The following is a 26,049-nucleotide window of genomic DNA, read 5'->3' as shown; positions in this document are numbered from 1 at the left end:
GACTCACTCATGGTTTCGAAGCGCTTCATCCTCAAACGGCTGCTGTTGCTCGTTCCGGTACTGTTCGGAGTGGCGTCGCTCGTGTTCGCCATCCTCCACCTCGCGCCGGGCGATCCAGCCCGCCTCATCGTCGGCCAGCGCGCGCCGCCGTCGCAGGTCGAGGCGGTCAGGGAGAGCCTGGGGCTGAACGACCCGCTGTACGTCCAGTACGGCCGATTCCTGGTCGACGCCGCGCAGTTCGAGTTCGGCGACTCCTACCAGGTGTCCCGCGGGAACCCCGTCAGCCAGGTGATCAAGACGCGCCTGCCCGTCACCGTCGAACTGGCGCTGTACGGCCAGGCGATCGGTATCGCGCTGGGCATCCCGCTCGGGATCGTCTCGGCGGTCAAGCAGGACTCGCTGACGGACCACGTCACCCGAGTCGGCGCGCTCACCGGCATCTCCGTCCCGATCTACTGGTCCGGCCCGCTGCTGATCCTGTTTTTCTCGGCGTATCTGGGCATCTTCCCGGCGGCGGGGCGGATCGGCTCGACGATCTTCCTCGACGATCACTGGGTGCTGTTCGGCCGCGAACTGCCGCTGACGGGGATGGTCACCGTCGACACGCTGTTGCTCGGGCGCCCCGACGCGTGGTTCTCGGCCGTCCAGCACCTGTTCTTGCCCGCGATGACCATCGGCGTCTACTCGATGGCGCTGATCTCCCGGATGATGCGCTCCTCGATGCTCGAAGTCGTCAGGCAGGACTACATCCGGACCGCTCGCGCGAAAGGTCAGGGCGCGAAGATCACGGTGCTGAAACACGGGTTTCGGAACGCCTTCATCCCCGTTATCACCGTCATCGGCATCCAGTTCGGCACGCTGCTGGGCGGCGCGGTGCTGACCGAGACCGTGTTCGGCATCGGCGGCGTCGGGACGACGCTCGTCGAGGCGATCAGCGACTCGGACTACCCCGTCGTTCAGGGGATCGTGCTGACGTTCGCGCTGCTCTTTACGCTCGTTAATCTCGGCGTCGACATCACCTACAGCTACCTCGACCCCCGCATCCAGCAATGAGCGTCGAATCAGAAACCACCACGGCGACCGAGTCGCGAAGCTTCCTCGACCGACTGCGCAACTCGCCGTTCCTCTCGGAGCTGCTGTCGAACCGGCTCGCGCTCGTCGGCCTGGCGATCATCTTCGGGATGCTGTTCGTCGGCCTGTACGCGCGGCTGTCCTACGACGTGAGCGTGCTCCGCAGCTCCCGGCTCGGCGGGACGATCGCCGACCGGGCGCCGCCGGTCTGGACCGGCGCGGCCGACGCCACCGGCCTGTTCGGCACGGACGCCTCGGCGCGGGACATCTACAAGCGAACCCTGTACGGCGCCTGGATCGCCCTGAAGTTCGGCTCGATCACCGTCGGCATCTCGACGGCCGCCGGCGTCGGACTGGGGATCATCGCGGCGTACTACGGCGATATCACGGACAACGTCATCATGCGTACGATGGACGTGCTGCTGGCGTTCCCGTCGCTGCTGCTGGCGCTCGCGCTAGTCGCGATCTTCGGCGCGGGCCTCTGGAAGGCGGTGATCGCGCTGATCCTGGTGTACACCCCGCGGTTCGCCCGCGTCGTCCGGGGCGCCGCGCTGAAAGTGCTCGAGGACGAGTACGTCGACGCCACCGTCGCGATCGGCGCGACCGACCCGCGCGTGCTCGTCAGGCACGTCCTGCCGAACACGCTCGCGCCGATCACCGTCCAGTCGACGCTGAACTTCGGGCTGGCGATCATCGACATCGCCGCCCTGTCGTTCCTCGGGTTCGGCGCGCAGGCCGGGACGCCTTCCTGGGGGCTGATGCTCGCGAAGGGCGTCGAGAACGGCCTCCAGACCGGGAAGTGGTGGATGTCCTTCTTCCCGGGGCTGTTCCTGGCGATCACGGTGCTGGGCTTTAACCTGCTGGGCGACGGCATGCGCGACGCGCTCGATCCGCGCATGCGCGACGCAGTCGACTGATGAGCGCCGCTCGGCGCCTCCGGCTGGTCGGGGGCGGTCTCGCGGTCGGCGTGCTCGTCGGCGTCCTCGGGATTCCTGCGCTGATCGCCACCGGGCGGACGGGGTTGCGCGCCGTCGAGATCGCCTTCGGCGTCGGGGCGCTCGCGTTCGGCGTCGGCCTGCTGGGCTGGTCGGGATCGGTGATGGCCGGCAGCGGCGTCGAAGCGATGCAGGAGCACATGAACACGAACTCCGACTGGACAGAGGCGAAATCGCGGCGTGCCATGGCGCGGGTCGGCGGGTTCGGCGGCGGGCTGATGGTCGGAAGCTCGCTCGTCGAGGTGCTGGCGCTGAGCGCGTGATCGGCGTCCGAAAACTGCCGACGCGCTTACGACGGCCGGGTGACGTCGATCCGTCCGTCGCCCGTGACCGTCACGCTGAATCCTTCGTACTCGAACGCCACCGACCCCTCGGCGTCCATCGATCGAACTGCGGCGTCGAGCGCGTCGGGATCGATCACGCCGTACATCGGGTCGAGATCGAGCGTGTCGACGCCCTTCGCTTCGGCGACCGCCTCGGCGATTCTGGCGTCGATCGGTACGTCGTCGTTCGTCTCGGTGCGATCGTCGACTGCATTCACGAGTGCTTGCACAGTAGATGCTGCAAGGTTGTCACTTATAAAGTGATGCTACCGTTCAAACGGGCTCAAATGCAAGACTGCGTCGGGGTGGGCCGTCGGCGTCAGACGCGCGTCGGACGCGGCCCGGAGCGATCGACAGAACGGAATCGGTACGACGAGCACGACATGCCGCCGGCTGCTACGGACGCCAGCTACCGGCGCCGACGGGACGACGCCGCTGTTCACTCCAGCCGCCGAGCGTCGACTCACCGCCGACTTCGAAGAAAGCGCTCGGCACGTCGCTGACCGCGTTGGAGCAACCGATCGACGAACTCCGGATCCCGGTCGATTTTCGTCGGCGCGGGCAGGTCACTTCCCAGGTCGACGAACTCGACTTCGACCGGCTTGTACTGCTGCGGGAGGCTCCCGCGTTCGATGAGGTCGTTCATTTTCTCGATGAAGTAGACCTCCTGAAACAGTGAGAGGTTGGCGGACAGCTCGTTCCGCCGATCGGCGATGTCTTCCACCGACTCGGGGACCTCCTCGCGGTGCTTGGGGTTGATCTGGACGATCCAGATCTCGTCCGGCTTTTCCGACGCGGTCTCTGGCATCGTGAGGAAATCCCTGATGGGCGGGTTCTGCGAGAACAGGCCATCCCAGTACCAGTGGTCGCCGATCCCGACAGCCTCGAACAGCGTCGGAATCGCCGCCGACGCGAGCACCGTCTCGGCGGTGACCTCCTCGTTGACGAACGTCTCGAACTCGCCCTCGGTGACGTCCGCCGCTCCGAGGATCAGGTCCGCCGACGCGTCGGCGGCGAGATCCGGAATCCGATCGAACTCGACGTGCGTCTCGAGAGTGTCGAGAAACTGATCCCGCCCGAACTTGGTGTACGGTAGTTCGTACGGGCTGAACAGCGGGATCGGCCCGCCTCGCGCGGCGAACTTCGCCAGCGCGACGAACCAGGCGTTAGCGACCCTCTCGAACGGCGATGTCGCCGCGAAATCCCGCCAGACCGACTCCAATGTCGCGGCCGCGTACTCCGTCCCGCGAACGTGCAAGCCGTACCAGGCGGCTGTCGCACAGACGGCCCCGCCGGACGTTCCGCTCAGCCCGACGAGTTCGTAGGAATCGCCGTCGAAGATCGGCAAAACTCGTTCGAGAACGCCCGCGGTGAACGCCGTGTGGCTACCGCCGCCCTGACAGGCGATCGCAACGCTGGTGGCACCGTCGGCATCGCCCCTCTCGCTCATACGTGACAGTGCCGATGCGGCGCGAGATAGTGTTGGGGGGCGAGCGAGCGCCAGAGGTCCAGAACCGTCGACTGTGGAGTGGTGTAGCTACTGACAGTCGGTTCGAGACTACCCGAGGAACGTTCGATCGGCGGCGGTGCCGTACGCTCAATCGCTGATGAACTCGTTACCGTTGGATAGGTGCCTACCAGCTATGTACTAATTCCATTCTCATACTGATACAGACACGTTGTCCCTTTTGTGAATTTCATCGTCAGCCATTTTGTTCAACTTCTCTCTTGTCTCTTCCAATTCTGCGAGCAAATCAAGAGCCTGCCCCATCATGCGAGCCGCATCGTTCTTGGAAATCTCACGATAGTCTTTGTGAGCTACCTTGTTCCGATAGTCGATCAAAAGTTGAATCAGGTGATATTGGCGCTTAGAAATCATCTTACCCGAGTCATCTGGCATATCAAGATTGTACAATGCTTCCGCTCTCTCCCAGAAACGCGCTGAGTCCCAATCCGTGTGCGGGCTAAATCCGTTTACTGACTTGATTTTCCGAGCATTTCCTAATTGTAGAATTGCTCTTTCTACAGCTCTTCCTAGTACAATCAATCCTGTTGAGTAATAGCCTAAGCAGAAGAGATCACGTGCTTCAAAGACTTCTTTGTGATACTCGTCTGGTGCGTCATATGTATTGAACTCATCACCATACCGTTCCAGAAAACGCTGAAGTTGGTTAATAGGGCTAGTATGGTTTGAATCGGAAATGTTATCTAGAATATTACTGACTTCTCTATAGAGCCCTCCAAGATCCTCCCCTTCAAAATTAAGTGCAGCATCGAATCTTTCGTCTTCAACCCGCCAAAAGGTGTGATGTACATCTTCCTGAAATCCAGAGAACCAAACCTTTTCACCCAATTCAGGAAATGCATATTCAATAGAATCTAATGAACGCATCAGCTGTTTCACTCCAAATAGAGCCCCGCTCGCTACCTCACGCGTCATCTGTCCTTCATCATAGCGATCCTGAAAAGCCTTCAACTGCTCAACGGACTCCTGAATTTGCTCAAGATGCCGCTGTATCTCAAAGACTCTTGCAAACACGTTTCTACTCATTCCTTGCCCAACAATCTCACTAGCAAAGTCCCTGTCCTCCGCAAAACGATCCGGATTCATGCTAAACACTACTGGTGTTTGGAGAATATTGATACTTTCGCGAAAGTAATAATCGAGTATAATTTCTACAGTCTGGTGCATGAACGTTATGCACCAAGAGGCTAATCGGCCGTGCGGCAATGCCAGACAGCGAACAAGACTACGACAAGGAAAACGTGAACCTCTGGGTTGACCCGGAACGAAAAGCACGCTGGGAGCAGTATCTGGACGAAGAAAGCGAGTTTCAGTACTTGTCACAACTTATTCGGCAGGCAGTCGAATGCGAGATTCAGCAGCGACAGGACGGTAACAGCTCAGTTGAGCTGTCGGAGGACGTTGCGGGACACTTCGACGAGCTTCGCGGCAGTATCGACCAAGTGGAGCAAATCGAACTTACGACGGTAACCGATTAGGCGAAGACTGTATTGAACAGTTGAATCTACCAGGTTTCAGTCAGGCCGTGACCCGGATTATCGAATATGTCGACGTGATCTGGCTTGAAGACGATGTCATCGTTGGGATGTTCGAAGTAGAAAGTACGACGAGCATCTATAGTGGGATACTCCGAATGACGGACTTCACTGCAAGAGTTCCCAACGTAGGAGTAAATATGCATATCGTGGCTCCTGCGGACGATGAGGACAAGGTCTGGGAGGAAATGAATCGACCGACATTCAAGAAAGTGCTTGACCAATCGAAATACTCTACCCTTCGGTATCTATCATTCGAGGAGGTGCGAGAAACACATGAAACCGTCCACCAGGCAGGGCCCCTCCAACAAGTATTCTAACAAGGATCAATGCTTGGTGCGGCGACCTAGGTTGACGGAGATCTGTAAATACTCAATTAGGTGCCATGGTGATGAGTTTCAGCTGAGGTTCCAATTCTCGATCTCACAGTGGTTTAGCAAGACTAAGCCACCAACCATAACAAGCACAATTAACCCCGGACCCATGGCTGCAACTAGAGACCATAGAGAGGTAGCAATAATACCTGCAACGAGTATCTTAGCACCCCGGAGGAATAGCTTATCTCCTTTTTAATCCAACTACCCCGCTAGAGATACCCACCACTTGTAGATCGACCGAAGATGCCACTCAGTACGACTGTAGCAACAGCTCCGAGGATACCCGTTACCAAGAGAGCGATCGGCGTCATCCTTCAACGACACCCCCACTGAGGACCTCACTAGGTACCCAGTAACGGTAACCCTTGTGTAGCCACTCTACTCGCCCATAGGAGTCCCGACTATCAACTTCCTCATGGGCTTCAACTACATTGATTGCCTCGTTGAGTTTCTCCCGCTGCTCGTCGATAGTCCCAGTGTGTAGATGGTCTTCTACCTCTTCTGGGGGGACATCGAACTCTACAGCGAGGATTCGTCGGAGTGGTACTACTCCGCCGTCCGCCCACGCCGTAAGCTGTTCTTCCTGCTCATGAATGTGCTCAATGAGGGCTTGCTGGTCCCTCAGGGTGACCTCTTCCCAAGATTCGAATACAACGTCATCAAGACGCTCGCTCACGATGATCGCATCATTTCCTGCGTCCGGATAGTATCTGGCGAGCAATCCTAGGTCGTGCAGGTTGCCCAGTGTCGTGTTGACGTTGTGGTTGAGGTCGATTCCGTACTCTTCGACGTGTTCCCTAATTGGTCCCACCGTCAGGGCATTATCTCGATTGGTCAGCTCCAACCAAACGAGGAAGGGAAATAGGGCTACTTGGTCATCAACACTGGGCTGGTGCCCGTGTTCGTCTCGAATTCGCTTCTCGTATCCGCTGATTTCGTGCATTGATTCGTGGATGGAGTTGGGACTCACTGCCGCCGACGCCGCAACACAAACCATTAATAACTCCCAGTGGGACAATCAGATTGCCAGATCGATTGTCAGCTGGGAGACCAGCTCGGCCGTCCGGATTGCCAACGTCGGGGATTCGGGCGGTCAAAGTCACTTGCTCAGTAGTTACATCATTACTTCTCACCACCATGTTCTACAGCCATGATTAAAAACCTTCCCCAGAGTTCTACCCCATCCATGAATAGAATTGGTCCACCAGTACTCGTTCAGAGAACCAATCGATGGCAGTATTTATGGCCCTCGCCTGATTTGGAGCCAGTATGGAGAAAGAGGAGCTGTCCCGGGGTCAGTACCGGGTTTATCTAGACCGATACGAATACCGGACGCTCCTTAACAATGCTCCTGATCCTACGACGGCACTGGCAATTCGGCTAGGTGGAGAAGTTGGGCTCAAAGTCTCCGAGATCGTCAATGTCCAACTTCAACATGCTGAGCGGAGTGATGTTGCCCCGGACAAATACTTTCTCTTCATACCTACGGAGGAAGATGAAGATGATCAGTATGCTCGTGGGCGGCCCCGCAGAGCATATCTCCCCAGGAGCGTTCACGAGTTCATGCAAGAGTATGCAGAAGCCAATGACGTCAGTCACAATGAAGACCTGATACAGTACGCGATGCGTTCAATACAGAATTTCGTGAAAGACGCAGCCAAGGCAGCTGCAGAGGAGACAGGCAAAGAGGACTTTGAACTCGTTTCATCGCTCGATCTCCGTATCTTCTTTGCACGGCAGGCAATTAGTCGGTGGCGAATTCATCCTCGCGTTCTTCTGGAAATAGGAGGGTGGAACGACATGCAGTCTCTTCGAGAACAGTTAGAAGAACCTACAGAAACCAAAATTATTCGCGAATTCGAGCGTGTCGAATTTCAGGGATTGGATGAATGGATGACCGATGTTGGTCCTCGTCCGATGCAGGATCGAGACTAATTCACGTTCTTTCCCTAATCAAGAAGCAAAAATAGTTCTTTGCGAGTAGTAGAGGTTAGTTCTCAGAGATCGTCTCGATACTCACAAAAGGTAGAAATTAGACATAGATCACCAAGTCGCCCGTCTTCCAAGAACGAAAACCAGTAGAGCCAATAGAAGAGCGCCGAGAAATGCTTCAAGACTGGCCAAGAGCTGAGTAGTTTCCTTAGCGGGACGAATATTGCCATATACGAGAGTTGTGAAGGTTGCTACACTGAAATACAGAAACTGTCCCGCAGAAGAAGGGGTAGGTTCTAATCCTCCAATAAGTGAATATAATACAGCAAATATAGAGATAACTCCGACAGACGCCCCAATGACACGTTTTGGGCTTTCCCCATACAGCATCACCCAGCGATCAAAGCTTAGTTTGAGCCACTGCAGATATTGACTTTCACTTAGAGCGAGTTTCCGTCTTGCGTGCTTTTCACGAATCCTAAACAGCCGAATGTCCTCCGGAAGAGATGCTTCTCGGAGCAACCGTTGATAGAGCCGATAAACACGAATGGAACTCTGTAAAGAGTCCGCGTCGTCCGTCCGATTGCGACACCGGTTGCCAAAACGTTCTACAGCGCTACGCACTCCACCTAGTTCAGTCCGAGACCCTGAGTCCTGTGAGATACTAGCGTCCATATCAGCTTCTTGTTCGTAGATAGATGTATCGCCGAATTCTGTACCTTCATTAATACGGACGTTCCGGACAAGCGTTTCGTAGAATTTTGCATTCCGGAGATCAACATCCCGTAGATCAGCATTTTCTAATTCTGCTTCCTCAAGATTGCATCCCTCCATTGTTGCTTGCGTCAAACGAGTTCCGTTTAGTTCCGCTAGACGGAGGTTTGAGCAATTGAGATCGCTGTCGTGAAGGTTTGCGTCTTTTAGGTTTATACCAATCCAATCGGCGTTCTGGATAGATTGTCTCAAAACTCGCGCGTTTTCAAGATTGGCGTACTTGAAATCTGTCCCACTCAAATCGCAACCCTGAAACAGGGTAAAACGGCACACGGACTCCTCGAAATTTGAGCCGTTTAGCCGGACATTCCGGAAAGAAGATTGGCTAAAGTCGCTGTGGTAAAAGTTGGAACCAAACATAGTGCAGGAGCTGAAAGACAGTGGCTGCTGGAAATGATCTTCTTGCCGATTTTCATCTACCTCATAATTTCGGAGATACGCATGATCAAGACGCCGGGTTAAATCAACCTCACCAAATCTTTGGGGCCAAGTCCGTTCATATTTTTGTGCCTTATGTAGATCACTGGATCGCTTTATCGGCTCTTCGGCATGCCAAATGCAACGCTCGTTGCCATTCCATACGGGACGATAGCAACACCAGCCGCCCCACTCATCAGGGAGTGACTCCGTCTCAATAGAATATTCACACCTCTGAGAGGCATCAAATGGGGCAGGGAGATCGTCTGCATGTACAATATCGTCAAATTTAGCAGCGAATGTGTGCATCCCTGAAAACAACTCTTCTTACGTGAGATAAAAGTGCAGTCTCATATTCCATCGACTGCATTCCACGGAGAATCACCGATAACTGACTCTGGACGAAGTTGAGAACGGTACCTAACGGCTAGGCACCGTCAGTCGCTGATGAACTCGTTGTTCCGCCAGTCGACGCCGCCGCCCTGGGAGTCGGAGTCGCCCGCGCCCTCGACGACCTCGATCGAGCTGGGGCGCTCCTCGCCGTCGACGATCCGGGTGGCCTGCAGGTCGCCGTCCTTCTCGGTGATGGCGGTGAGCGTTCCCTTCTCGGCCTCGCGGGCGATATCGCAGAGCACGAGGAACATCTCGTACTGCAGCGTGGTGTTTTGAAGTACCGTCTCGCGGTCGCCCTTGAACGCGGCGAACTCGACGAGTTCGGACTCGGGCTCTTCTTCCTCTTCGTCGTCGCCCCACTGGGGACCGCTGGCGCGGCGGCGGACCTCCTCGGGCTCCTCGTAGACGCGATTCTCCGTGACGCTCGCTTTCAGTTGTGCCGTCGGGGTGTACTTGCTGATCGACTTGTCCTGGGCGACCGCCTTGAGAATGAGGGTGTTGTTTCGGCGCGTGATGTCGACGTCTTCGACGCCGTCCGGAAGGGCCGCATCGTCGAAGAACTCGTGAACGTCTTCGAGCGGCAGTTCCAGTGTGGAGTGAAGTCGATACACGTGGCTGGAATTATCTGTTGACATGGTGGGGTGTCGAGGGGTGTGCGACGGCCAAGCTCTCACTCGACAATAGGCACCGGACGTTTAAATGACCTTTCGTTTGCTCCTTTCACAGCGGTTCGGAAGGAACGAACGGGCGGCGGGCCGCGCTCGATCGCAGACGGCGCCGCTCCGACGACGACGCGGCGACCGCCGCGACGCAAAGAAAAGCAGTTATCCGGGCGGCCGCCGACGTGTCGCTCATGAGCACGCACGAGGACCTGCAACAGATCGTGGACAGCGGCGTGATCGCGGTACTGCGCGGCGTCGAGCGCGACGACGTCGTCGACGTGGCCGACGCGCTGATCGAGGGCGGCGTCACGACGCTGGAGGTGACCGCCGACACGCCTGGCGCCATCGACTCCATCGGCGATCTGGCCGACCGCTACGCCGACCGCGACGACGTGCTGGTCGGCGCCGGCACCGTGCTCGACGCCGAAACCGCGCGGGCCGCGCTGCTGGCCGGGGCCGAGTTCGTCGTCAGCCCGAGCACCCACGAGGACGTCATCGAGACCTGCAATCGCTACGGCGCGGTCGTCGCGCCGGGCGTCGCGACGCCCACGGAAGCCGTTGAGGCATACCAGGCCGGCGCCGACGTGCTGAAGCTGTTCCCCGCCTCGGATCTGGGCCCGAGCTACCTCTCGAGCGTGAAGGGGCCGCTCGGTCAGGTGCCGATCGTCCCGACCGGCGGCGTCGGGCCGGACAACGCCGGCGAGTTCATCGAGGCCGGCGCCGTCGCGGTCGGCGCGGGCGGTTCGCTGATCGACGACGAGGCGATCGCGGCCGGCGAGTTCGAGGCGCTCACCGAGAACGCCGAGGAACTGGTCGCGGCCGTCGAAGACGCCAAGCAGAGCGCCGAGTAAGCCCACCGGGCGCTCGGTCGAGAACCAGGCGGCGCGAAAACGGACTGCGATTTTCTGCGGTCGAAACGCCGAGAGCGGCGCCGATCACCCCTCGACGACGCCGATCACTCTTCGGCGACGCTGATGACGTTCAGCAGCGAGTACACCGGCACGCCCTCGATGTCGTCGATCCCCTGCTTGTCCGCGAGCACGATGCAGGCGACGGGGTCGCCGCCGTCCTCGCGGATCGCCTCGACGGTTTCGCGCATCGTTGTCCCGCTGGTGATCGTGTCGTCGACCACGTAGCACTCGCGATCGCGGATCTGCGCGAAGTTCCGGGAGAACGTGCCGCCCAGATCCTCCATGTCGCCTTCCTCCCACTGGTGCTTGCGCGGGGCGTACGTCCCGAGGTCGGTGTCGAGTTCGCGGGCGACCACGGTCGCGAGCGGCGCGCCGGCCTTCTCGATGCCGATCGTCAGGTCGACTTCCTCGCCGTGCTTGGCGAGCATGTCGGCCATCGCCGTCCCGACGTGGCTGAGGCGCTTGCTGTCGCGGCCGATCGCGCTCCAGTCGACGTGGATGTCGTCCGGACCGCTGGCCGTCGGGCTGGGCGCCGAGACGGCCTCGGCGGCGCCGCCGGCGCCGCTGCGTTCCACGAGCCAGCTCGCCGTCTCGCGCGAGACGTTGAGCTCGTCCGCGATCTCCCCCTTCGAGAGCCCGCGGTCGGCGAGCTCTGCAGCGCTCTCGATGAGATCGTCGACGTTCTTCATGCCACAAGGTTCGCGGCCGTCTTTTATAAAGCCAGCGAGGAGATAACGCGGGTGCTACGGCCGTCCGGCGGCGTCGAGACGCCGCGGCGACGACGGGACGAGCAAGCAAGAGAGACAGTCGGGACGAGGTGGGCGATACGAGTTCGGTCGCAGTATCGGGAGGACGAGGCAGGCGTTGTGGGCCCGATCGCGTCGCGGCGACTACAGCGAGTCGAACTCGACGGCGGTCTTGATCACGTCGTCGCCCTCGTCGAAGGCTGGATCGAGGTTGTCGACGTCGTAGATGCCCGTGATCAGGTCCTCGAACAGCCACTCGGGCAGTTGCTGGATCGTCTCGACGGCGGCCTCGAAGTGTTTCACGTGGGAGTTGACGCTGCCGATCAGCGCCTTGTTGTGCAGGACGAACTCCTCGTGGAGCCGGCCGCCGTCGATCTCGAACTCCCAGGAGTCGGGCACGCCCAGCAGCGCGCCGACGCCGTTGGGCGCCAGCGCCTCGATCGTCTGGAACGCGTGGGGCGGATAGCCGGTGGCCTCGTACACGTAGTCCATCCCCTCGTGGGCGGCAGGCACCTCGTCGACCGGCGTCTCGCGGGAGTCGACGTACGTCGCGCCGAGCTTCTCGATGATGTCGATCGTCGGGTCCGGCCGGTCGCGCCGACCCAGACAGTACGTGCGCTCGAACTCCTCGGTGTGCTCGAACATCGCGAGCGTCAGCAGGCCGAGGCTACCGTTGCCCAGCACGAGGGCGGACTCCGGATTCCACTGGAACGCCGATCGGGAGGCGTAGGCGTGCTCGTTTGCCTTCTCGGTGATACTGATCGGCTCGACGAGGAAGCCAAGCTCCGCGAGGTCGCGGGGAATCTCGATCAGGAACTCCTCGGGGCTGGTGAAAAAGTCGGACATGTAGCCGTGGGCGCCGACGATGCCGCGCTCGAAGTACTGGCCGTCGGGCGCCATGTCGGGCTCGCCGCGCTCGAAGTACTCGTTGGTGCCGTCGGGGGCGCGCCGGACCGTCGGGACGACGACGTCGCCCTCCGAGAAGCCGGTCCCGTTCGGGTCCTCGACGACGCCGACGGCCTCGTGGCCGAGCACGAGGTGGTCCTCGCCGTCGGGGAACCCGCCGTGGGCGCCGCTCATCACTTCGTGATCGGTGCCGTCGACGCCGACGCGGAGCGTCCGCACCAGCGCCTCGCCGTCCTCGGGGTCGGGTTTGGGTTTCTCGATCACGGTGGGCTGTTCCTCGCCGCGGCGCACTGCGACAGCTTTCATACTCCGTTCCTGTACCCGGGAGAGCAAAAGATTTATTCTTTATCGAGTAAAGCATGAAGCTGACGGCGGGTGCCAACCCCCGTGGCCGTACCGGCCGCACGCCGTGGCCGTCTCCCCCATGTCGTCCGGTTTCCCCCACCGGACGCCGAGCCACATCCCCTCTCCCGTCTCCGGCACCCGCCGTACCCGTGCCATATCCTTTCCCCTCGCCTCCGAGTGTATCGAGCGACTGCGCGACGATCGCCGAACGCAACATCGTTAAGACGGTGCCCGCGCGCATGGGCGTATGGAACGACACGATCTGCTGTATCGGCTCTACGACGATTTCGACACCGAGCAGCTCCGGGAGTACCAGCAGTTCGTCGACCTGTTCCCGCCCGTGGACTCGCGGGTCGCGCTCGAACACTGGCAGAACGCCAACGAGGAACTCGACGACCGGAAAGACGAGATCCGCGGCGCCTTCGCCGTCGGCGAGACGTTCGCCGAGATTGCCGCGCGTGCGACGCGCGATCAAGCCTTCGCCGCGCTGGACCTCCACGCGAAGTACGACCGCGCGGTCAACGTCCTCGTGTTAGACGTCGACGAGACGCTGCGGTCGGCCGGCGGGACCGACAACGAGATCCCCCGAGACGTCCTTCACGTGCTGACCGAGTTCCACGAGGCGGGCGTCCCGATCGTGATCTGTACCGGCCAGACGCTCGAAAACGTCAAGGGGTTCATGATCCAGGGGCTGGGCAGCGAAATCGTCCACTCGGGCGATCTCTCGATCGTCTACGAGGCCGGCACCGGCGTGTTCACGCCCGGACACGGCGCCGACACCAAGCAGCTACTCTACGAAAATCTCGACGCCGAGACGCGGTCCGTGTTCGACGCCGTCCGCGCGCGGGTGCTTCCCGACGCCCCCGACGAGTTACGGCACTGCTGTCACCTGCAGGGCAACGAGTTCAACGTGACGCTCAAGCCCAACTTCGAGACGGGCTCGACCCGCGCCCGCGAGGTGATCGACGACGCGCTCGTCTACCTGCTCGACCTGCTGGGGGCCGTCGTCGTCGACGAACTGGCGGTCGACGCGGCCGCGGCGGCGTCCGGCGACGACCCCGCGATCGGCGCCGCGACAGACGACGAATCGACCGGCGACGGCGCGGGGAGCGGCGCCGACACGGACGCCGGCGTCCCGGCGAACGCGTGGGCGCGGGCCTTCTACGCGGACGCCGACCCCGAGATCCGGCGCGTGTTAGAGCGGGCCGGCCAGTTCCCCGAGGTCGCGCCCGACGAGTTGCCAGACGCCGTCGCGACGACGTTCGACCGGATCGACGTGGCGTACTACGAGGCCGACGCAGCGGAGATCGGCAGCCTCGAACTGAACAAGGTCGTCGGCGTCGAGGCCGCCTTCGACGTGCTCGGGATCGACGACCCGTTCGCGCTCGTGATGGGCGACAGCAAGAGCGACCGCCGCGTCATGGAGTGGGTCGACGAGCACGACGCCGGCATCGCCGCGGCGCCCGAACACGCCTCCCAGGAGACGCTCGAACACGTCCTCGACCGGGATGAGTTGGTGTTCGGGCAGGGTCAGAGCGCCGAGATGCTCCGGACCGCCTACGCGCTGAATCAGCTCGCCGGGATCCCCTGACCCGACGCCGAAGAAGAAGCGACGATCAGTAGCCGTCGTCTCGGCGGTCCCGGCCGTCGACCTCCGAGTCGTCGTGCCCCCAACTCGCCTCGCTGTCGTCGTCCCAGCCGGCGTTTTCGTCGGGGCGATCCGTGTTCTCGTCCTGGTCGGCCCGTCCCCAGCGTTCGTCGTCCGAGCGCGACTGGCCCGGAATCGCGTCGCCGCCGCGGCGCGATCCGCCGTGACGAGCGTCGCGCCCGATATCCGTCTCTTCGAGCACGTAGACGCCGATATACCCGCCGAGCGCGCCCAGTCCGATCGTGTACGCGACCGCGGCTGCCCCGACGAACAGCAAGAAGAAGCCGAAGACGATGCCGCCATCCGCGGGGGCGAAGCCGAAGAGAAAGAGCATGATGATGAAGCCGAAAAACAGCATCGGCAGCAGCGACAGGGCGCCGGAGATTCCGCCGATCTTCGCGCCCTCGTTTCTCGTGCCTCCCTGCAAGTAGCCAGCGACCGCACCGCCCAGAATCGGGGAGAACGGCAGGAACGACGTCACGATCGTCACGACGGCGCCGATCCCGGCGTTCAACAGCGTGTCTGATTCACCCATACCGAGAGGTAGGGATCGCGGGAGGTTTAATGTCACCGACCGCACAGCCGCGGCGGCGCGCGTCGAGGTGACCACTTCCACTCTGTCTGTCGACGCCCGGCCCTTATATCCGCCAGATCGCTACTGCAACTCGATGTCGCCACGCGACGAGCCCGACTGGGACGCGACGGCTTACGAGGACGACCACTCGTTCGTCTACGAGTACGGCGCCGACGTGCTGGAACTGCTCGCTCCTGCAGCGGGCGAGCGCGTGCTCGATCTCGGCTGCGGAACGGGTGCTTTGACGGGTAAAATCGCTGCGAGCGGCGCCGACATCGTCGGGATCGACAGCGCGGCGGAGATGATCGAGCGGGCACGCGCGAACCACCCGGAACTCGCGTTCCGGCAGGCCGACGCACGAACCGCGACATTCGACGAGCCGTTCGACGCCGTCTTCTCGAATGCCGCGCTCCACTGGATCGACGAGCAGGACGCAGCCGTTTCGACCGTGGCCGACGCGCTCCGACCCGGCGGCCGCTTCGTCGCGGAGCTGGGCGGCGACGGCAACGTCGCGGCGATCGTGGACGCGGTCCTCGCGGAACTCGCCGAGCGCGGCTACGACGCCGACAACCCCTGGCACTTCCCCACTGTCGGCGAGTACGCCTCGCGGCTGGAGAGGCATGGCTTCGAGGTGCGGGACGCGACGCTGTTCGACCGGCCGACCGAACTCGAGGGCGAGGACGGACTCGAAAACTGGCTGGACGTGTTCGCCGACGGGCTGTTCGCGCCGCTCTCGGAGCGCGAACGCGAGGCGGTCGTCGCGGCCGTCGAGGAGCGGCTTCGGCCAGCATATTACGGGGACGGCGTCTGGACTGCGGACTACCGGCGGCTGCGGTTTCGGGCGGTCTATCGCCCCGAACCGTAGCACCCACCAAACGAACGGTAGCGCCCACCAGGACGCGGCTGCCGGTCACTCGTAGTCGATCCCGACGTACGGCGACGCCGCGGCGCGGGCGAGCGCCCCGTACTGCGGGTCGAACGCGAGACTGTCGCCGGGCCGTACCGATCCGCGGGCGTCCGTCACGTCGAGCACCGCGTGATCGCTGCTCGCGCCGACGATCTCGACGCCGTCGCGCCGCGGCGTCAGTCCGTCGACGGCCGTGTCGACCCGACCGAGGGCGACGATCGCCCGATCGCGGACGCCTCGATCCTCGACCGTCGACGACTCGCCGAACGCGTCCCGGCCGGTCGGGCCTTCGGGTGCTGACGGTTTTTCCTTGCGCTCGATCACGTCGGCCGAGAGCTCGAACGCGTCTGTTTCGAACTCCGGCAGTGCGTCGCCGCTCGTCGGATCGGTGCCCAGCAGGATCGCCTCGCCGATCCGAAGCTGGGTCGCTCGATCGTGGAGTTCGCCGGCGAAACACAGCGAGAGCGCGTTCGAGCTGCCAGCCGAGACGATCGGAAGCTCCCGGCCGAGCGTCGCTTCGGCCTCCTCGACGGCGTCGACGAACCGCCGGATCACGTCCGCTGTCGGCACGACGCCGTTGAGTGAGCCGGTATGGGCCGCCGCGCCGGCGACCGAGATCCCGCCGAGGTCGTCCGCGAGGGCTGCGATCGACGGTAGATCCTCCGGCAGGACGCCCTCGCGCCGGTCGCCGACGTCGACCGCGATCAGGACGCGATGCTCGACGCCGCACCGCGACGCCGCCGCCGCGGTCGCCCGGAGGATCGACGGCTCGGTCTGCATCGAGACGTCGGCACTCTGGACGACTGCGTCGACCTCGCTCGGCGACGGCATCCGGAGCAGGTGACGCTCGTAGTCGTCACCGTCGGTCGGGAGTCGCCGCAGGTTCGTGATCCGCGAGTCCGCGAGCGCCGCGGCGCCGCCGTCGAGCATCGCTCGGGCGACGCGCGGATCGCCGGAGAGCCCCTTCGTGACGCCGACGAGGTCGCCGTCGAAGCGCTCGGCGACCCGCCGGGCGTTGCGCTCGACGACCGCGGGCCGGACGGTCAGGACCGGCCCGCCCGAGCGCGCGTCGGGAGGATTGGCGTCGGAACGGGCGTCGGCGTCGGGGCGTTCGATCACGACCTAGCCCGCGTACTCGCTTGTCGCCTCGACGAGCATCCGCGTCACGTCGACGACCTCGTCGGTGTAGACGAACTCCCCGGCGCCGTGGATGTTCTCGCCGTCCGGTCCGACGATGATCGTCGGCAGCTCGGCGCGGTGTCCGAAGTAGTTGAAGTCGCCGACGCTCGAGAAGTAGCCGATCGCGGGCGCCTCGCCCGTGACCGACTCCGAGGCGCCTTCGAGCGCGCCGACCAGCGGGTGGTCCTCGTCGGTGACGTAGGGGCCGTACCGGACGTCCGGCGCGGGCGCCTCGCGGAACCCGATCTCGACATCGGAGTCGAGATCCAGATCGGCGGCGACGCGCTCGGCGTCGGCCCGCACTGCGTCTTCGTCCTCGCCGATCACGACGTGGCGATCGACCAGCAGGCGACAGGACTCGGGGACCGACAGCGTCTCGCCGCCCCCCTCGATCGACAGCGGGCAGACCGACCCGTCGCCGAGCTTCGGGTGGGTGCCGACGTCCATCTCGGCGAGCGCGCCGGCCAGCGCGCCGGCGTCGACGACGGCGTTTTTGCCTTTCTCGGGCTGCGAGCCGTGCGCGGCGTGGCCCCTGACGGTGATATCGTAGAGGAATCGCCCGCGCGCGCCGAGGATCAGCGCGGGGTTCGCGATCTCGGTCTGAGCGAGGATCGGCCCCGGCTCGGTGACGATCGCGGCGTCGCAGTCGTCGGTGACGCCGTCGCGGATCATCTGGTCGGCGCCCAGTCCGTAGGGGCCTTCCTCGTCGACGACCGCCGAAAACACGACGCTACCCTGCAGGTCGGCGTCCGCGAGCGCCCGGAACGCGACCATGATGGCCGCGAGGCCGCCCTTCATGTCGCAGGCGCCCTGTCCGTACAGTTTGCCGTCCTCGATGCGCCCCGAGAGCGGGTCCTCGTCCCACTCTTCGACGATTTTGACGGTGTCGAGGTGGGCGTTCAACAGCAGCGTCGGCGCGTCGGGATCGGTTCCTTCGCTCCGCGCGAGCACGTTGGCGCCCTCGAAGCCGGTGATCTCGGGCTCGCTGACCGGGTGGTACTCGGGGTCGAGCCCCTCGGCGTCGAGCCAGTCGTAGACGAACTCGACGATCTCCTCCTCCTCGAAGTACGGGCTCTCGATCCTGACGAGTTCCTGTAACAGCTCGATCGTCTCGTCGTAGTCGATCTCTTCTACCGCGGTTCGGGTTTGTTCGCTCATGATGTAGTTTTGAATCGCAGTTTTAGGTCAGTCGTCTGCGGGCGTCCCCTCGTCGGCGATCGTCGGCTCGTCGACCAGTTCGGGGCTGTACTCGTCGGTCGGAACGCCGGGGAGCGTGTCGAGGATGGCGTCGACGTCGGTGTCGGAGCGCTTCCCCAGGAACCAGAACGCGGCGAACACGACGAGGCCGATCGCGAGCCACGGGACGTAGATCGTCATCGAGCCCTGGTAGGCCTGGGAGATCAACAGGACGCAGCCGCCCAGCCCGAGCAGCCCGGGGACGAAGATCCACCGGCCGGGGTCGAACGCCGCCTTCTCGCACAGCTCCGGGCGCCTGAGGTAGACGTACATCGCGGTGAACGACGTCGCGCCGTAGGCGATCAGGTAGCTGAACGTCGCGATCGCGATGACCTGGTCGAGCCCGCCGGTCCAGAACGTCAGGCCGGTCGACACCGCAAACAGCGTAAACAGCGACCAGTGGGGCGTGCGCCAGCGCTCGTTGACCTCCGAGAACTTCTTCGGGAACACCTCGTCCCACGCCCAGCAGTACGGCAGCTTGATGCCGGCGGCCATCACGGCGTGGACGCTCGACGCCGTCGCGAGCAGCCCGCCGAACCCGACGACAGCGGTCGCGTTCAGCGGCAGGAACGTCTCGGCGGCGGTCGAGAGCGGTCGGTCCGAGGCAGCCAGCACGGTGTAGTCGCCGACGACGCCGTAGATCACTGCGGCGGTCCACATGTACAGCACGATCAGGATGAGCGTCCCGCCGGCCATCGCGAGCGGCAGGTTCCGCTCGGGGTTTTTCACTTCGGCGCCGATCTCGCCGGCGACGGCGATCCCGATGTAGGCGTAAAACAGCGGCACCGCGGCGGCGAGCGCGCCGTCGAACCCGCCCGTGAAAAAGGGCGTGTAGTTGCCCGCCTCGACGGTGAACGTCCCGGGGACGACCAACACCAGGATCGAGACCATCAGCAGGATGAAGATGGCGTTCTGTGAGATGCTGTACCGGCGCGCGCCGAGCATGTTTACGAGGAACAGCACGGCGATCAGGCCGATCCCGGCGAATCGCGGGTCGACGCTCGGATAAAACACCTGCAAGTAGCTGCCGAACCCGAGCGCCAGCACCGACACCGCGGCCATATACCCCAGCCAGAGCGACCAGGTCGCGACGAACCCCGCGAGGCGATTCCGGAACACTCGCGTCACGTAGGAGTACGTCGACCCCGCCGCGGGGAAGATCGTCGCGAGCCAGCTGTAGTTGATCGCGATCGCCATCGCGATCACCCCCGAGAGGGCGATGATCAGGATGACGCTCGGCCCGGTCGTCGAACTCGCCGTGCCGAGCGTGACGAACAGGCCGGCGCCGAGCGTCCCGGCGACGACGGTGGCGATCGCGCCCAGCGGGCCGATGTCGCGCGCGAGACTCCGGTCGGATCGATCGGACGTGGCTGTGTCGGTAGCCATGACAAGTGATGACTAGACACGATCGAGGGTTAACCCCCTCACCTAGGTACACAGGGGGCCGACACAGAAACGCTCCGTCGCGTTTACGCGGAGTCAGGATCGAGAAGCTTCGCCTCGGCTTTCCGGAGGTGTTCGAGCAGCGTCGCCTCGGAGATGTCGAGTTCCGCGGCCAGATCGGCGGCGCTCACCTCGCGCGGCCAGGTGTAGTAGTGTCTGCGCCGGGCGAGTTCGAACACCTCGCGCTGGCGCTCGGAGAGCCGGTCGGTCGGGAACGCGCCGCCCCGGAGCCCCTCGGCCATCGCGCGCATCGACTCGATCCTGACGCTGGCCGACTTCTCCTCGCGGATTTCCTCCAGGCGCTCGGCGATGGCGTCGCGATCCGCGTGGGTCACGACGGTCCAGTACTCGCGCCCGCCGGTCATCCGGACCGGCTCGTCGGGGAGGAACCCCCGCGAGACGAGCGCGTCGTTGATGCTGTTTTCGAGTTCGTACTCCACGACCAGCCCGGTCGTCACGTTCTCTGAGTCGGGCGCCCCGACGTCGGTAGCGTAGTGCTGGTCGGCCTCCCAGACGTCGTCGGTCAGCGGCGACGCCTCGACGGCGTCGACCAGTGTCGCGACGTCCTCGACGCACCGACCGTAGGCGGTGAACCGGCCGGTGGCCTTCCCGTCGATCGCGTACACGCCGTGGCCGAGCAGGCCGCCCGGCGCGCTCTCGGTGACCTCCAGCGTCCAGCAGTCGGGATGCCAGATGTCGAGTACGAGGCGGGAGCCGATGGTCTGTTCGTCCGTCTGGGAGACAGTCACGGTGTGTGTTATCATACGGCAGGAAGGGATAAAAGGGTGATAGGGACAAGACAGGGATAGAGCCCCAACATTCGTTCCTGACAGGATTTCGATTCCAACGAAGACGGACGAAAAATCTGATCAGCTACGGATCAACTGGAAAACGAGTCCGCCCTCCCCGATTTTGAACACTGTGAGACGTGCTCGCTTCGCTGCGCGCGACTCACAAGCTCAAATCGGGTCGGGATCGACGTGCTTTCCGCTCACCGTCCGGTTCGCGGAAAAGCAGTCCGCCCTCCCCGCGCTCGGTTTCGAGGGTGCGTATCGTCTCGGGTGGTGAACATTGGTGTCATGTGTCGGGTAGGTGGTTCCGTCGCTGCTCGGCCTTCCGTCGCTCAGAACGCCGGTCGTAGTGCTTGTCGAGAATGTCGTCGCTCGCGTCCATCCGGTCGCTAATGACCGTCCGATCTACCTCGTGAAGCCTGTAATACGTCAGGCGACCGCTCCGGACGTCGTGGGGCGATCGGGACGACGGACACGAACTCATGCGCTCCTGCTTCCGGTACTCGCACGTCTCCGGATCCTCGTCGTGCGGGCATGGCTCACCGCGCCAGCAGGGCCGCGTCACCCGGTACAGCGTGTTTCGGAGCGTTGTCCGGGCTATCCGACCGTTCGCAGTCGAGATTAGCGGTTCGCGTCCGTGTTCGTCGCGTACCCGAGCTCGACGGTCCTTGACGTAATCGTCGAGCACGCGGGCGACGTAGTCGCTGATACTGTTCCACCGCTCACTCTTGGACTTGTTCTTGAGCGGCGTTCCAGTATCGGGCCGGTGGACAAAGTGGATCCCCGGCCCATCCGCGTTCGGCCGCTCGCCCTCCAGGTCGAGATCGTCGACGTCCAGCGCCCGAAGTGCGCCCATCCGGCAGCCGGTATGCCACAGCAGCAGGAAGGTGACGTGCGTCCTGCTGGCGTACTCGTAATCCCCGAGGTAGTCGAGAATCGGCTCGGCGCGCTCGGGGTCGAGCGTCGACTCGCTCACGTCGTGACCGTTGACAGACGGCAGCGGAACGCGGTCGAAGAACTCCGGTGGGACAGCGTCAATGTCGCCACAGAACCGGAGGAACGCCCGGAGTGTAGCGAGGTCACCGCGTAGCGTCGATGGGGCCAGCTCGTCGTCGGCGTCGGTGTAGTTGCCCTCACGTCTCCAGATGCGATAGGCGTAGAGGTCCCGCCCATCGAGTTCGTCCAGGCTGTGGATGTGCTCTTCCTCGCACCACGTAGCGAACGCGCGGAGCCGGTAGAGCTGTCCCTCGCGGGTCATCTCCGTGGTGTCGTCACGGCGGGCGTCAAGGTACAGGTCGATCGCCTCGCGTGGGCCGATGGGCTCTAGATCGGTCACGGTTGATCGCCCTCCAACCGACTAATTCCCGTGCTTTCATCGCGGGCGGTTCCGCCGAACCAGCGCGAACCAAAGTCGCTCTGGCCTGGTCTCTTGTCGACCACCGAGAGGTAGTCGTTGCACCGTCCGAGCGTGTTCCAGACTGCCACCTCGCGCCGGTCGTAGTCCATCGACGCGGGCATACAGGTGGTCGTAAATCCGAACTGGATCACCCGACCGCCGGGCTTCAGCAGCTTGTCGAACTGGCGTTTCGCTATCGCGTCCCGACCGGCGACGACCGCCTCGCCGTCTCCGAGGTCGTAGCTCTCGTTCGCTTGGTTCTCCGAGAATGGCGGGTCGTAGAGAATCGTTCCGAACGACTCGTTCTCGAAGTGGTCCGCAATCTCACACACATCGACGTGGAGATCGGCGTCACGGCTTTCGTCGAGATCATTCCGGACGATTTCGTGGTCGTGGGCAAGTTTCGTTTTTCCGGCACAGGCGTTCAGAGTCCGTCCCCGTAGCCGTTCTTCGACCCACTGACGGATCTTCTTGCTCTGGAAGGTCCATCGGTTCGGGGAGACAGCGTGATACGAGAGCTCGAGGCCATCCCAGTCATCGCGGTCAGAGTCTTCCGCAGCTCCGAGAGCGCCCATCAGAGACAGCCCCCGAAATGTGAGATGCCGCTCGTGTCAGTACCGCCGTCAGTGATCAACTGGGACTGTTCCCCTGGCGCGTTCGCCTTCTTGAGCGCTTGCTTCCGCTCACCAGGACGGAGACCACGGTTGTAGTCGACCACGTCGTAGCCGCGCGCTTCCAGCTCGGCGACCAGCGGGTCGACGTACCGCTTTCCGGCGAGGATCGTCACCTGATCCACGCCGTAGAACTCCAGATCGGCGAGGAGATCGTCAAGTACGAATGCGCCCCAGACCGGCGTCCGGTCACTGATGTGACGCTCGTAACTCTCCACTGCCTTCCACGACCGGAGATACCCGTGCTTGGCCGACAGAATGCCCCAGTGGACACCCTCGCGTTCGGCAAACGTCCGCCGTTTCCCGAAGATGTCGCTGGGCTCGTAGAGGTCCTCTCCGCGGTGCATTCCGTCGAGTTTCGACTTCGAGCAACTGACGAGCACGAACTCAGTCATCAGCACGAACACCTCCGAACTCGCCGAGACCAGCCTGCTCGGTCAGGCCCTCGAAGTCGTCATTGAACTCCGTGAGCCGGTGCGTCGCCTGTACGAGCATCGCGAACTCGAAGGCGCCGTGGACGCTGTTCTGGTACTTCCCATCAACGTTGGGGCAGTCCCGGGCTTGCCAGTGCTTGTCGAGCACCTGCCCGTTTTGAGCCGCTTGCGACGGGCTTGAGTTATCGACCGAGTCCAGCAGCGTCGGCTCGTCACGGATCGTCGCGACCAGCTCGTCGTCGAGTCCCCAACCGAGTCCGTGCGCTATTGGCTCCTCACCGATCTCCCGACGGAACGCCAGCAAGGCGTCGATCCGTTCTGATGGCGACGCGGTTGCCAGCCCGCCGAGCATGTATCGGTGGTCCAGTTGCGATTCCTCGACAAGCGGGTAGACCTTCGCGACGTGCTCGTCGTACGGCGGCTGGAGCGGGACGAACGCCCGCGGGTGCACGTCGGGGTCGTAGAGGTCGACGAACTTGCGGATGCTCTCCGTGGTCGCTTCGGGGTCGTGGAGGTAGTCCTTGGCGACGACCGCGGTCGCGTGACGCTCGACCGCGTGGTCGAGAACCTCCTCGTTACTCAGGTCCTTGCCGATTGCCGAATCAAGGATGCGGTCCTGGGATCGCCAGAAGCTCGCTGGGTAGCACTCGGCGGCGTTCTGGAGACGGTACGGCCACGGGTGCTTCAGTGACGATGCAGCGTAAATCCGAACCGGACAGGCGTCGAGAAGGACTTCCAGCCGTCGGAGATAGCCCAGCGCAAGCCCTCCGTCGAAGGTTTCGATCTCGTCGGCTGTTGCTCGAAACTCGTCGGGGTGGTTGGCCTGGCGACCGTAGCGGTCAATCCCGCTCGTTGGTCCCTCACTCATCGTTCTGGATCCGTGGGGAGAGCATGTACGTCGCCTCGAAACCCCAGTCATCGTGTTCGATCTCGAAGCGCGCGGGGAACTCGTCGCCCCACTTGACCAGCAAGCGGTCGGCCTTCCCGCGCTTACACGACTCGGCGATTTCGGTCAGGTAGTCGAGACTGAATAGCGACGAGCAGGGTGCGCCGTCGCCGTTTTCGTTCCATGCCGAATCCGCGAACATCACTGCATCCTGTGGGCTATCGTCGTCGGACGGCGTCGTGTCGCCACCGTCCTGACTCCCGAGAACGAACGTCGAGACGTCGCGGGTCACGAATGCCGACTCGTGGTTGCTGTCGATCGCCTGCACGGCCTGGTTGAACGGCTTGACGTCGACCTTTGCACGGCCCGGCAGCGAGAGGTCCGGAATGTTCGGCTCATCGCGGATCTTCCCTGGATCGACACCGAACCACTCCGTAACGCGGGTGACGCCCTGGTCCGGGCGGGTGACGCGAACGCGCATCCGCGCGGGATCGTCGTAGATATCGATCGCGACAGAGTCGCCGTCGCCACCACGCTTTCGGGCCCACGAAACGGCATTCTCGAACGCCGAGAGGGAGAGGCCGAAGGTCATCGGTTCAGTCACGTCGAACTGATCGAAGCCTTGGGCGTGGGCCGTAAAGTCGACGAGCGCGACGTTCGCCGGATCGACGGCGCAGGTGTGAAGGCCGTCCTCGTCGAGCTGAACGCGGAACTCTTCAGCGACCGGGCTGAGGATTTCCGCGAACGAGCGGATCGGATCACCGTTCGTGAGGATGCTCACCGTCGCGTCCTCGTCGGTGGTTACCTCCAGCTCGTCGCTTCGGTCGTCGGCTTCGACAGCTTGGCTCATGCGTCCACCTCCTTGACGTCGCCCGGCGTCGGTGGGGCGTTGGCAGGAACATGGCCGATCGCTTCTGCCTCGAACGTCTCGACTTCCGCGGCGGGCGCCCCACTGTGGTACTTCCGGTTGTGTATCTTCCGATCAACCGTTGCACTGACTTTCAGAAGTCGCGGGAGGTTGATCCCGTTCTCTTCTCCACACGAGGCGCACACCGCACGATGGAACGTCTTGGTTTCGCGGTCACGTCCGCCGTCGGTCGCCACCGGCTTGACGTCGACGTCGACCAGCTCGCCGAGGAAGGTATTCTGGCCCTCCGTGACGCTGTAGGCGTCAAGCGTCTGTCCGCCGGTGGGGTCGAAGCGCGCCAGGATCACTCGATCATCGCGGGAGTCTTCGACAACGATCTCGCAGGCCGTCTCGGTCTCCAGTTCGTCGCCTTCGAGGGCAGCGACGTCGAGAATCGGCCCGCCCACGTCGATCGTGTTCTCGCTTCGGATACTCTCGTAGGTGAGCGTGGCGACGTCGCCGGGCTGTGGCCGTTCGGACTCTCGCGTGAGGGGCTTGACCGCAGTCGGCGCGCACGCGAGACCGTGATTGTCGGCATGGCTGTGTGCTCCAGCGCGGGAGCTGTGGAGCTTGAGCAGGCCGCAGTCAGTGCACCGAACAGAGAATTCGTCAGGGCTCTCGTGGTCGACCGAGTAGCCCCGCGGGACGCCCTTAGGCATCGGCACCACCCTGAACGTCGGTCGTGGTCAGGCCACCATCGGCCCACAGTTCCGCGCAGTCCTCGCAGGTGGCTTCGTCCAGCTGGGCGTCGTAGCCGTCCGCTTTCGCGCCGCACGGGCAGCGTCCGGCGTCGTCAGGTCTTTGGGCAGGCGATACGTCTGTCTGATCGTGGGGCTGATGCCCCGCGTTGGTTTCCGTCATTGCGATCACCGACGGAACAACCTTATCGGGACGACGGGTCCAGCGTCGTCCCGGCTTCATCTGCCTACAAGAGTCATCTACATACCGATTGGTTGCTCCTTGATTCTGCCAATGGTCGCCTATTGCATAAATGCAACGACTGACCAAATAGAGTCATAGAACTTGTTTTAGAGAATCCCATGAGATATAGGTGACTAAATGACA

General features: G+C 62.7%; 29 protein-coding genes. 9 read left to right on the top strand and 20 right to left on the bottom strand.

The genetic code is table 11. From position 1 onward, the window contains the following. The first annotated feature begins 9 nt into the window (after positions 1–9). From NO931_RS13280 to NO931_RS13270, 3 genes are read left to right on the top strand one after another with little or no spacing between them, the layout of a single operon-like run. Positions 10–1,053: an ABC transporter permease gene (locus NO931_RS13280; RefSeq protein ID WP_256392817.1), complete on the top strand. Its 1,044-nt coding sequence runs from the start codon at positions 10–12 to the stop codon at positions 1,051–1,053. Further along, on the top strand, positions 1,050–1,988 hold the full coding sequence (locus NO931_RS13275; protein WP_256392816.1) for an ABC transporter permease: 939 nt from the start codon (positions 1,050–1,052) through the stop codon (positions 1,986–1,988). Before NO931_RS13280 ends, NO931_RS13275 begins: the two co-directional genes overlap by 4 nt. Continuing rightward, positions 1,988–2,329 (top strand): DUF7268 family protein, encoded by a 342-nt coding sequence (locus tag NO931_RS13270; protein WP_256392815.1) that lies wholly within the window; start codon positions 1,988–1,990, stop codon positions 2,327–2,329. Before NO931_RS13275 ends, NO931_RS13270 begins: the two co-directional genes overlap by 1 nt. Before the next feature lie 26 nt (positions 2,330–2,355). Here the strand turns inward: NO931_RS13270 and NO931_RS13265 are convergent, their stop codons facing one another. The 3 genes from NO931_RS13265 to NO931_RS13255 form a co-directional block, all read right to left on the bottom strand. Next, complete coding sequence (locus NO931_RS13265; protein ID WP_256392814.1) at positions 2,356–2,619, bottom strand: HalOD1 output domain-containing protein; 264 nt, start codon at positions 2,617–2,619, stop codon at positions 2,356–2,358. Positions 2,620–2,852: 233 nt separating this feature from the next. Beyond that, positions 2,853–3,839 (bottom strand): patatin-like phospholipase family protein, encoded by a 987-nt coding sequence (locus tag NO931_RS13260; protein WP_256392813.1) that lies wholly within the window; start codon positions 3,837–3,839, stop codon positions 2,853–2,855. A 210-nt stretch (positions 3,840–4,049) separates the two neighbouring features. Next, complete coding sequence (locus NO931_RS13255) at positions 4,050–5,081, bottom strand: hypothetical protein (RefSeq protein ID WP_256392812.1); 1,032 nt, start codon at positions 5,079–5,081, stop codon at positions 4,050–4,052. A 38-nt stretch (positions 5,082–5,119) separates the two neighbouring features. Between NO931_RS13255 and NO931_RS13250 the strand changes: the two genes are divergently transcribed. Together NO931_RS13250 and NO931_RS13245 are read left to right on the top strand one after the other, a co-directional pair. Continuing rightward, on the top strand, positions 5,120–5,392 hold the full coding sequence (locus NO931_RS13250; protein WP_256392811.1) for a hypothetical protein: 273 nt from the start codon (positions 5,120–5,122) through the stop codon (positions 5,390–5,392). 20 nt (positions 5,393–5,412) lie between these two features. Further along, entirely contained in the window at positions 5,413–5,769 is a 357-nt protein-coding gene (locus NO931_RS13245) for a type II restriction enzyme NmeDI-related protein (protein ID WP_510629984.1), read from the top strand. Between the two features lie 364 nt (positions 5,770–6,133). Here NO931_RS13245 and NO931_RS13240 read toward each other — a convergent pair whose 3' ends face one another. After that, entirely contained in the window at positions 6,134–6,796 is a 663-nt protein-coding gene (locus tag NO931_RS13240; protein WP_256392809.1) for a hypothetical protein, read from the bottom strand. Positions 6,797–7,095: 299 nt separating this feature from the next. Between NO931_RS13240 and NO931_RS13235 the strand changes: the two genes are divergently transcribed. After that, positions 7,096–7,761, top strand: coding sequence for a hypothetical protein (locus NO931_RS13235; RefSeq protein ID WP_256392808.1), 666 nt, complete (start codon positions 7,096–7,098; stop codon positions 7,759–7,761). A gap of 108 nt (positions 7,762–7,869) precedes the next feature. Here the strand turns inward: NO931_RS13235 and NO931_RS13230 are convergent, their stop codons facing one another. Then, a complete protein-coding gene (locus NO931_RS13230) occupies positions 7,870–9,258 on the bottom strand; it encodes a pentapeptide repeat-containing protein (protein WP_256392807.1) in 1,389 nt (462 codons plus the stop codon). Positions 9,259–9,386: 128 nt separating this feature from the next. Next, the gene (locus NO931_RS13225) at positions 9,387–9,977 is read right to left on the bottom strand and encodes a DUF7110 family protein (protein ID WP_256392806.1); all 591 of its coding nucleotides are present in this window, start codon (positions 9,975–9,977) and stop codon (positions 9,387–9,389) included. 209 nt (positions 9,978–10,186) lie between these two features. Between NO931_RS13225 and NO931_RS13220 the strand changes: the two genes are divergently transcribed. Next, positions 10,187–10,855, top strand: a complete 669-nt coding sequence (locus NO931_RS13220; protein WP_375142058.1) for a bifunctional 4-hydroxy-2-oxoglutarate aldolase/2-dehydro-3-deoxy-phosphogluconate aldolase — start codon at positions 10,187–10,189, stop codon at positions 10,853–10,855. 104 nt (positions 10,856–10,959) lie between these two features. Here the strand turns inward: NO931_RS13220 and gfcR are convergent, their stop codons facing one another. Together gfcR and NO931_RS13210 are read right to left on the bottom strand one after the other, a co-directional pair. Further along, complete coding sequence (gfcR, locus tag NO931_RS13215; RefSeq protein WP_256392804.1) at positions 10,960–11,604, bottom strand: transcriptional regulator GfcR; 645 nt, start codon at positions 11,602–11,604, stop codon at positions 10,960–10,962. 201 nt (positions 11,605–11,805) lie between these two features. Next, the gene (locus tag NO931_RS13210; RefSeq protein WP_256392803.1) at positions 11,806–12,873 is read right to left on the bottom strand and encodes a glucose 1-dehydrogenase; all 1,068 of its coding nucleotides are present in this window, start codon (positions 12,871–12,873) and stop codon (positions 11,806–11,808) included. Between the two features lie 286 nt (positions 12,874–13,159). On the opposite strand from NO931_RS13210, the gene NO931_RS13205 reads away from it, so the two are divergent. Then, a complete protein-coding gene (locus tag NO931_RS13205; RefSeq protein WP_256392802.1) occupies positions 13,160–14,503 on the top strand; it encodes an HAD family hydrolase in 1,344 nt (447 codons plus the stop codon). A gap of 25 nt (positions 14,504–14,528) precedes the next feature. Here the strand turns inward: NO931_RS13205 and NO931_RS13200 are convergent, their stop codons facing one another. Further along, a complete protein-coding gene (locus NO931_RS13200) occupies positions 14,529–15,095 on the bottom strand; it encodes a DUF5518 domain-containing protein (protein WP_256392801.1) in 567 nt (188 codons plus the stop codon). A gap of 133 nt (positions 15,096–15,228) precedes the next feature. On the opposite strand from NO931_RS13200, the gene NO931_RS13195 reads away from it, so the two are divergent. Further along, a complete protein-coding gene (locus NO931_RS13195) occupies positions 15,229–15,999 on the top strand; it encodes a class I SAM-dependent methyltransferase (protein WP_256392800.1) in 771 nt (256 codons plus the stop codon). A 45-nt stretch (positions 16,000–16,044) separates the two neighbouring features. On the opposite strand, the gene NO931_RS13190 is transcribed toward NO931_RS13195, so the two are convergent. The 11 genes from NO931_RS13190 to NO931_RS13140 form a co-directional block, all read right to left on the bottom strand. Beyond that, positions 16,045–17,160, bottom strand: a complete 1,116-nt coding sequence (locus NO931_RS13190; protein ID WP_256392799.1) for an alanine racemase — start codon at positions 17,158–17,160, stop codon at positions 16,045–16,047. Positions 17,161–17,163: 3 nt separating this feature from the next. Beyond that, positions 17,164–18,378 carry a M20 family metallopeptidase gene (locus NO931_RS13185; protein WP_256392798.1) on the bottom strand — a complete coding sequence of 405 codons (1,215 nt, stop codon included), beginning with the start codon at positions 18,376–18,378 and terminating at the stop codon, positions 17,164–17,166. Between the two features lie 27 nt (positions 18,379–18,405). Continuing rightward, positions 18,406–19,842, bottom strand: a complete 1,437-nt coding sequence (locus tag NO931_RS13180; RefSeq protein WP_256392797.1) for an APC family permease — start codon at positions 19,840–19,842, stop codon at positions 18,406–18,408. An 83-nt stretch (positions 19,843–19,925) separates the two neighbouring features. Further along, on the bottom strand, positions 19,926–20,663 hold the full coding sequence (locus NO931_RS13175) for a helix-turn-helix domain-containing protein (protein ID WP_256392796.1): 738 nt from the start codon (positions 20,661–20,663) through the stop codon (positions 19,926–19,928). 313 nt (positions 20,664–20,976) lie between these two features. Continuing rightward, the gene (locus NO931_RS13170) at positions 20,977–22,026 is read right to left on the bottom strand and encodes a tyrosine-type recombinase/integrase (protein WP_256392795.1); all 1,050 of its coding nucleotides are present in this window, start codon (positions 22,024–22,026) and stop codon (positions 20,977–20,979) included. Beyond that, positions 22,023–22,661 carry a hypothetical protein gene (locus NO931_RS13165; protein WP_256392794.1) on the bottom strand — a complete coding sequence of 213 codons (639 nt, stop codon included), beginning with the start codon at positions 22,659–22,661 and terminating at the stop codon, positions 22,023–22,025. Before NO931_RS13165 ends, NO931_RS13170 begins: the two co-directional genes overlap by 4 nt. Continuing rightward, positions 22,661–23,152: a DUF6884 domain-containing protein gene (locus NO931_RS13160; RefSeq protein ID WP_256392793.1), complete on the bottom strand. Its 492-nt coding sequence runs from the start codon at positions 23,150–23,152 to the stop codon at positions 22,661–22,663. Before NO931_RS13160 ends, NO931_RS13165 begins: the two co-directional genes overlap by 1 nt. Continuing rightward, positions 23,145–24,059, bottom strand: coding sequence for a hypothetical protein (locus NO931_RS13155; RefSeq protein WP_256392792.1), 915 nt, complete (start codon positions 24,057–24,059; stop codon positions 23,145–23,147). Before NO931_RS13155 ends, NO931_RS13160 begins: the two co-directional genes overlap by 8 nt. Beyond that, positions 24,052–24,927, bottom strand: a complete 876-nt coding sequence (locus tag NO931_RS13150) for a beta clamp domain-containing protein (protein ID WP_256392791.1) — start codon at positions 24,925–24,927, stop codon at positions 24,052–24,054. The genes NO931_RS13155 and NO931_RS13150 overlap by 8 nt, the downstream gene beginning before the upstream one ends. Beyond that, entirely contained in the window at positions 24,924–25,643 is a 720-nt protein-coding gene (locus tag NO931_RS13145) for a hypothetical protein (RefSeq protein ID WP_256392790.1), read from the bottom strand. Before NO931_RS13145 ends, NO931_RS13150 begins: the two co-directional genes overlap by 4 nt. Next, entirely contained in the window at positions 25,636–25,845 is a 210-nt protein-coding gene (locus NO931_RS13140; RefSeq protein ID WP_256392789.1) for a hypothetical protein, read from the bottom strand. Before NO931_RS13140 ends, NO931_RS13145 begins: the two co-directional genes overlap by 8 nt. Between the last annotated feature and the right edge of the window lie 204 nt (positions 25,846–26,049).

This window comes from Natronoarchaeum rubrum, assembly GCF_024494695.1.
Note: the sequence above shows the minus strand (reverse complement) of the source record. Positions and strands in the feature narration are given on the sequence as shown.

Bases quoted from the DNA above. Each gene is read 5' to 3' on its own strand.
- NO931_RS13200 (WP_256392801.1), bottom strand. From the start codon at position 15,095: ATGGGTGAATCAGACACGCTGTTGAACGCCGGGATCGGCGCCGTCGTG.
- NO931_RS13175 (WP_256392796.1), bottom strand. From the start codon at position 20,663: ATGATAACACACACCGTGACTGTCTCCCAGACGGACGAACAGACCATC.
- NO931_RS13145 (WP_256392790.1), bottom strand. From the start codon at position 25,643: ATGCCTAAGGGCGTCCCGCGGGGCTACTCGGTCGACCACGAGAGCCCT.
- NO931_RS13260 (WP_256392813.1), bottom strand. From the start codon at position 3,839: ATGAGCGAGAGGGGCGATGCCGACGGTGCCACCAGCGTTGCGATCGCC.
- NO931_RS13280 (WP_256392817.1), top strand. From the start codon at position 10: ATGGTTTCGAAGCGCTTCATCCTCAAACGGCTGCTGTTGCTCGTTCCG.
- NO931_RS13155 (WP_256392792.1), bottom strand. From the start codon at position 24,059: ATGAGTGAGGGACCAACGAGCGGGATTGACCGCTACGGTCGCCAGGCC.
- NO931_RS13185 (WP_256392798.1), bottom strand. From the start codon at position 18,378: ATGAGCGAACAAACCCGAACCGCGGTAGAAGAGATCGACTACGACGAG.
- NO931_RS13160 (WP_256392793.1), bottom strand. From the start codon at position 23,152: ATGACTGAGTTCGTGCTCGTCAGTTGCTCGAAGTCGAAACTCGACGGA.
- NO931_RS13195 (WP_256392800.1), top strand. From the start codon at position 15,229: ATGTCGCCACGCGACGAGCCCGACTGGGACGCGACGGCTTACGAGGAC.
- gfcR (WP_256392804.1), bottom strand. From the start codon at position 11,604: ATGAAGAACGTCGACGATCTCATCGAGAGCGCTGCAGAGCTCGCCGAC.
- NO931_RS13210 (WP_256392803.1), bottom strand. From the start codon at position 12,873: ATGAAAGCTGTCGCAGTGCGCCGCGGCGAGGAACAGCCCACCGTGATC.
- NO931_RS13165 (WP_256392794.1), bottom strand. From the start codon at position 22,661: ATGGGCGCTCTCGGAGCTGCGGAAGACTCTGACCGCGATGACTGGGAT.
- NO931_RS13275 (WP_256392816.1), top strand. From the start codon at position 1,050: ATGAGCGTCGAATCAGAAACCACCACGGCGACCGAGTCGCGAAGCTTC.
- NO931_RS13140 (WP_256392789.1), bottom strand. From the start codon at position 25,845: ATGACGGAAACCAACGCGGGGCATCAGCCCCACGATCAGACAGACGTA.
- NO931_RS13205 (WP_256392802.1), top strand. From the start codon at position 13,160: ATGGAACGACACGATCTGCTGTATCGGCTCTACGACGATTTCGACACC.
- NO931_RS13180 (WP_256392797.1), bottom strand. From the start codon at position 19,842: ATGGCTACCGACACAGCCACGTCCGATCGATCCGACCGGAGTCTCGCG.
- NO931_RS13150 (WP_256392791.1), bottom strand. From the start codon at position 24,927: ATGAGCCAAGCTGTCGAAGCCGACGACCGAAGCGACGAGCTGGAGGTA.
- NO931_RS13235 (WP_256392808.1), top strand. From the start codon at position 7,096: ATGGAGAAAGAGGAGCTGTCCCGGGGTCAGTACCGGGTTTATCTAGAC.
- NO931_RS13270 (WP_256392815.1), top strand. From the start codon at position 1,988: ATGAGCGCCGCTCGGCGCCTCCGGCTGGTCGGGGGCGGTCTCGCGGTC.
- NO931_RS13250 (WP_256392811.1), top strand. From the start codon at position 5,120: ATGCCAGACAGCGAACAAGACTACGACAAGGAAAACGTGAACCTCTGG.
- NO931_RS13255 (WP_256392812.1), bottom strand. From the start codon at position 5,081: ATGCACCAGACTGTAGAAATTATACTCGATTATTACTTTCGCGAAAGT.
- NO931_RS13225 (WP_256392806.1), bottom strand. From the start codon at position 9,977: ATGTCAACAGATAATTCCAGCCACGTGTATCGACTTCACTCCACACTG.
- NO931_RS13230 (WP_256392807.1), bottom strand. From the start codon at position 9,258: ATGCACACATTCGCTGCTAAATTTGACGATATTGTACATGCAGACGAT.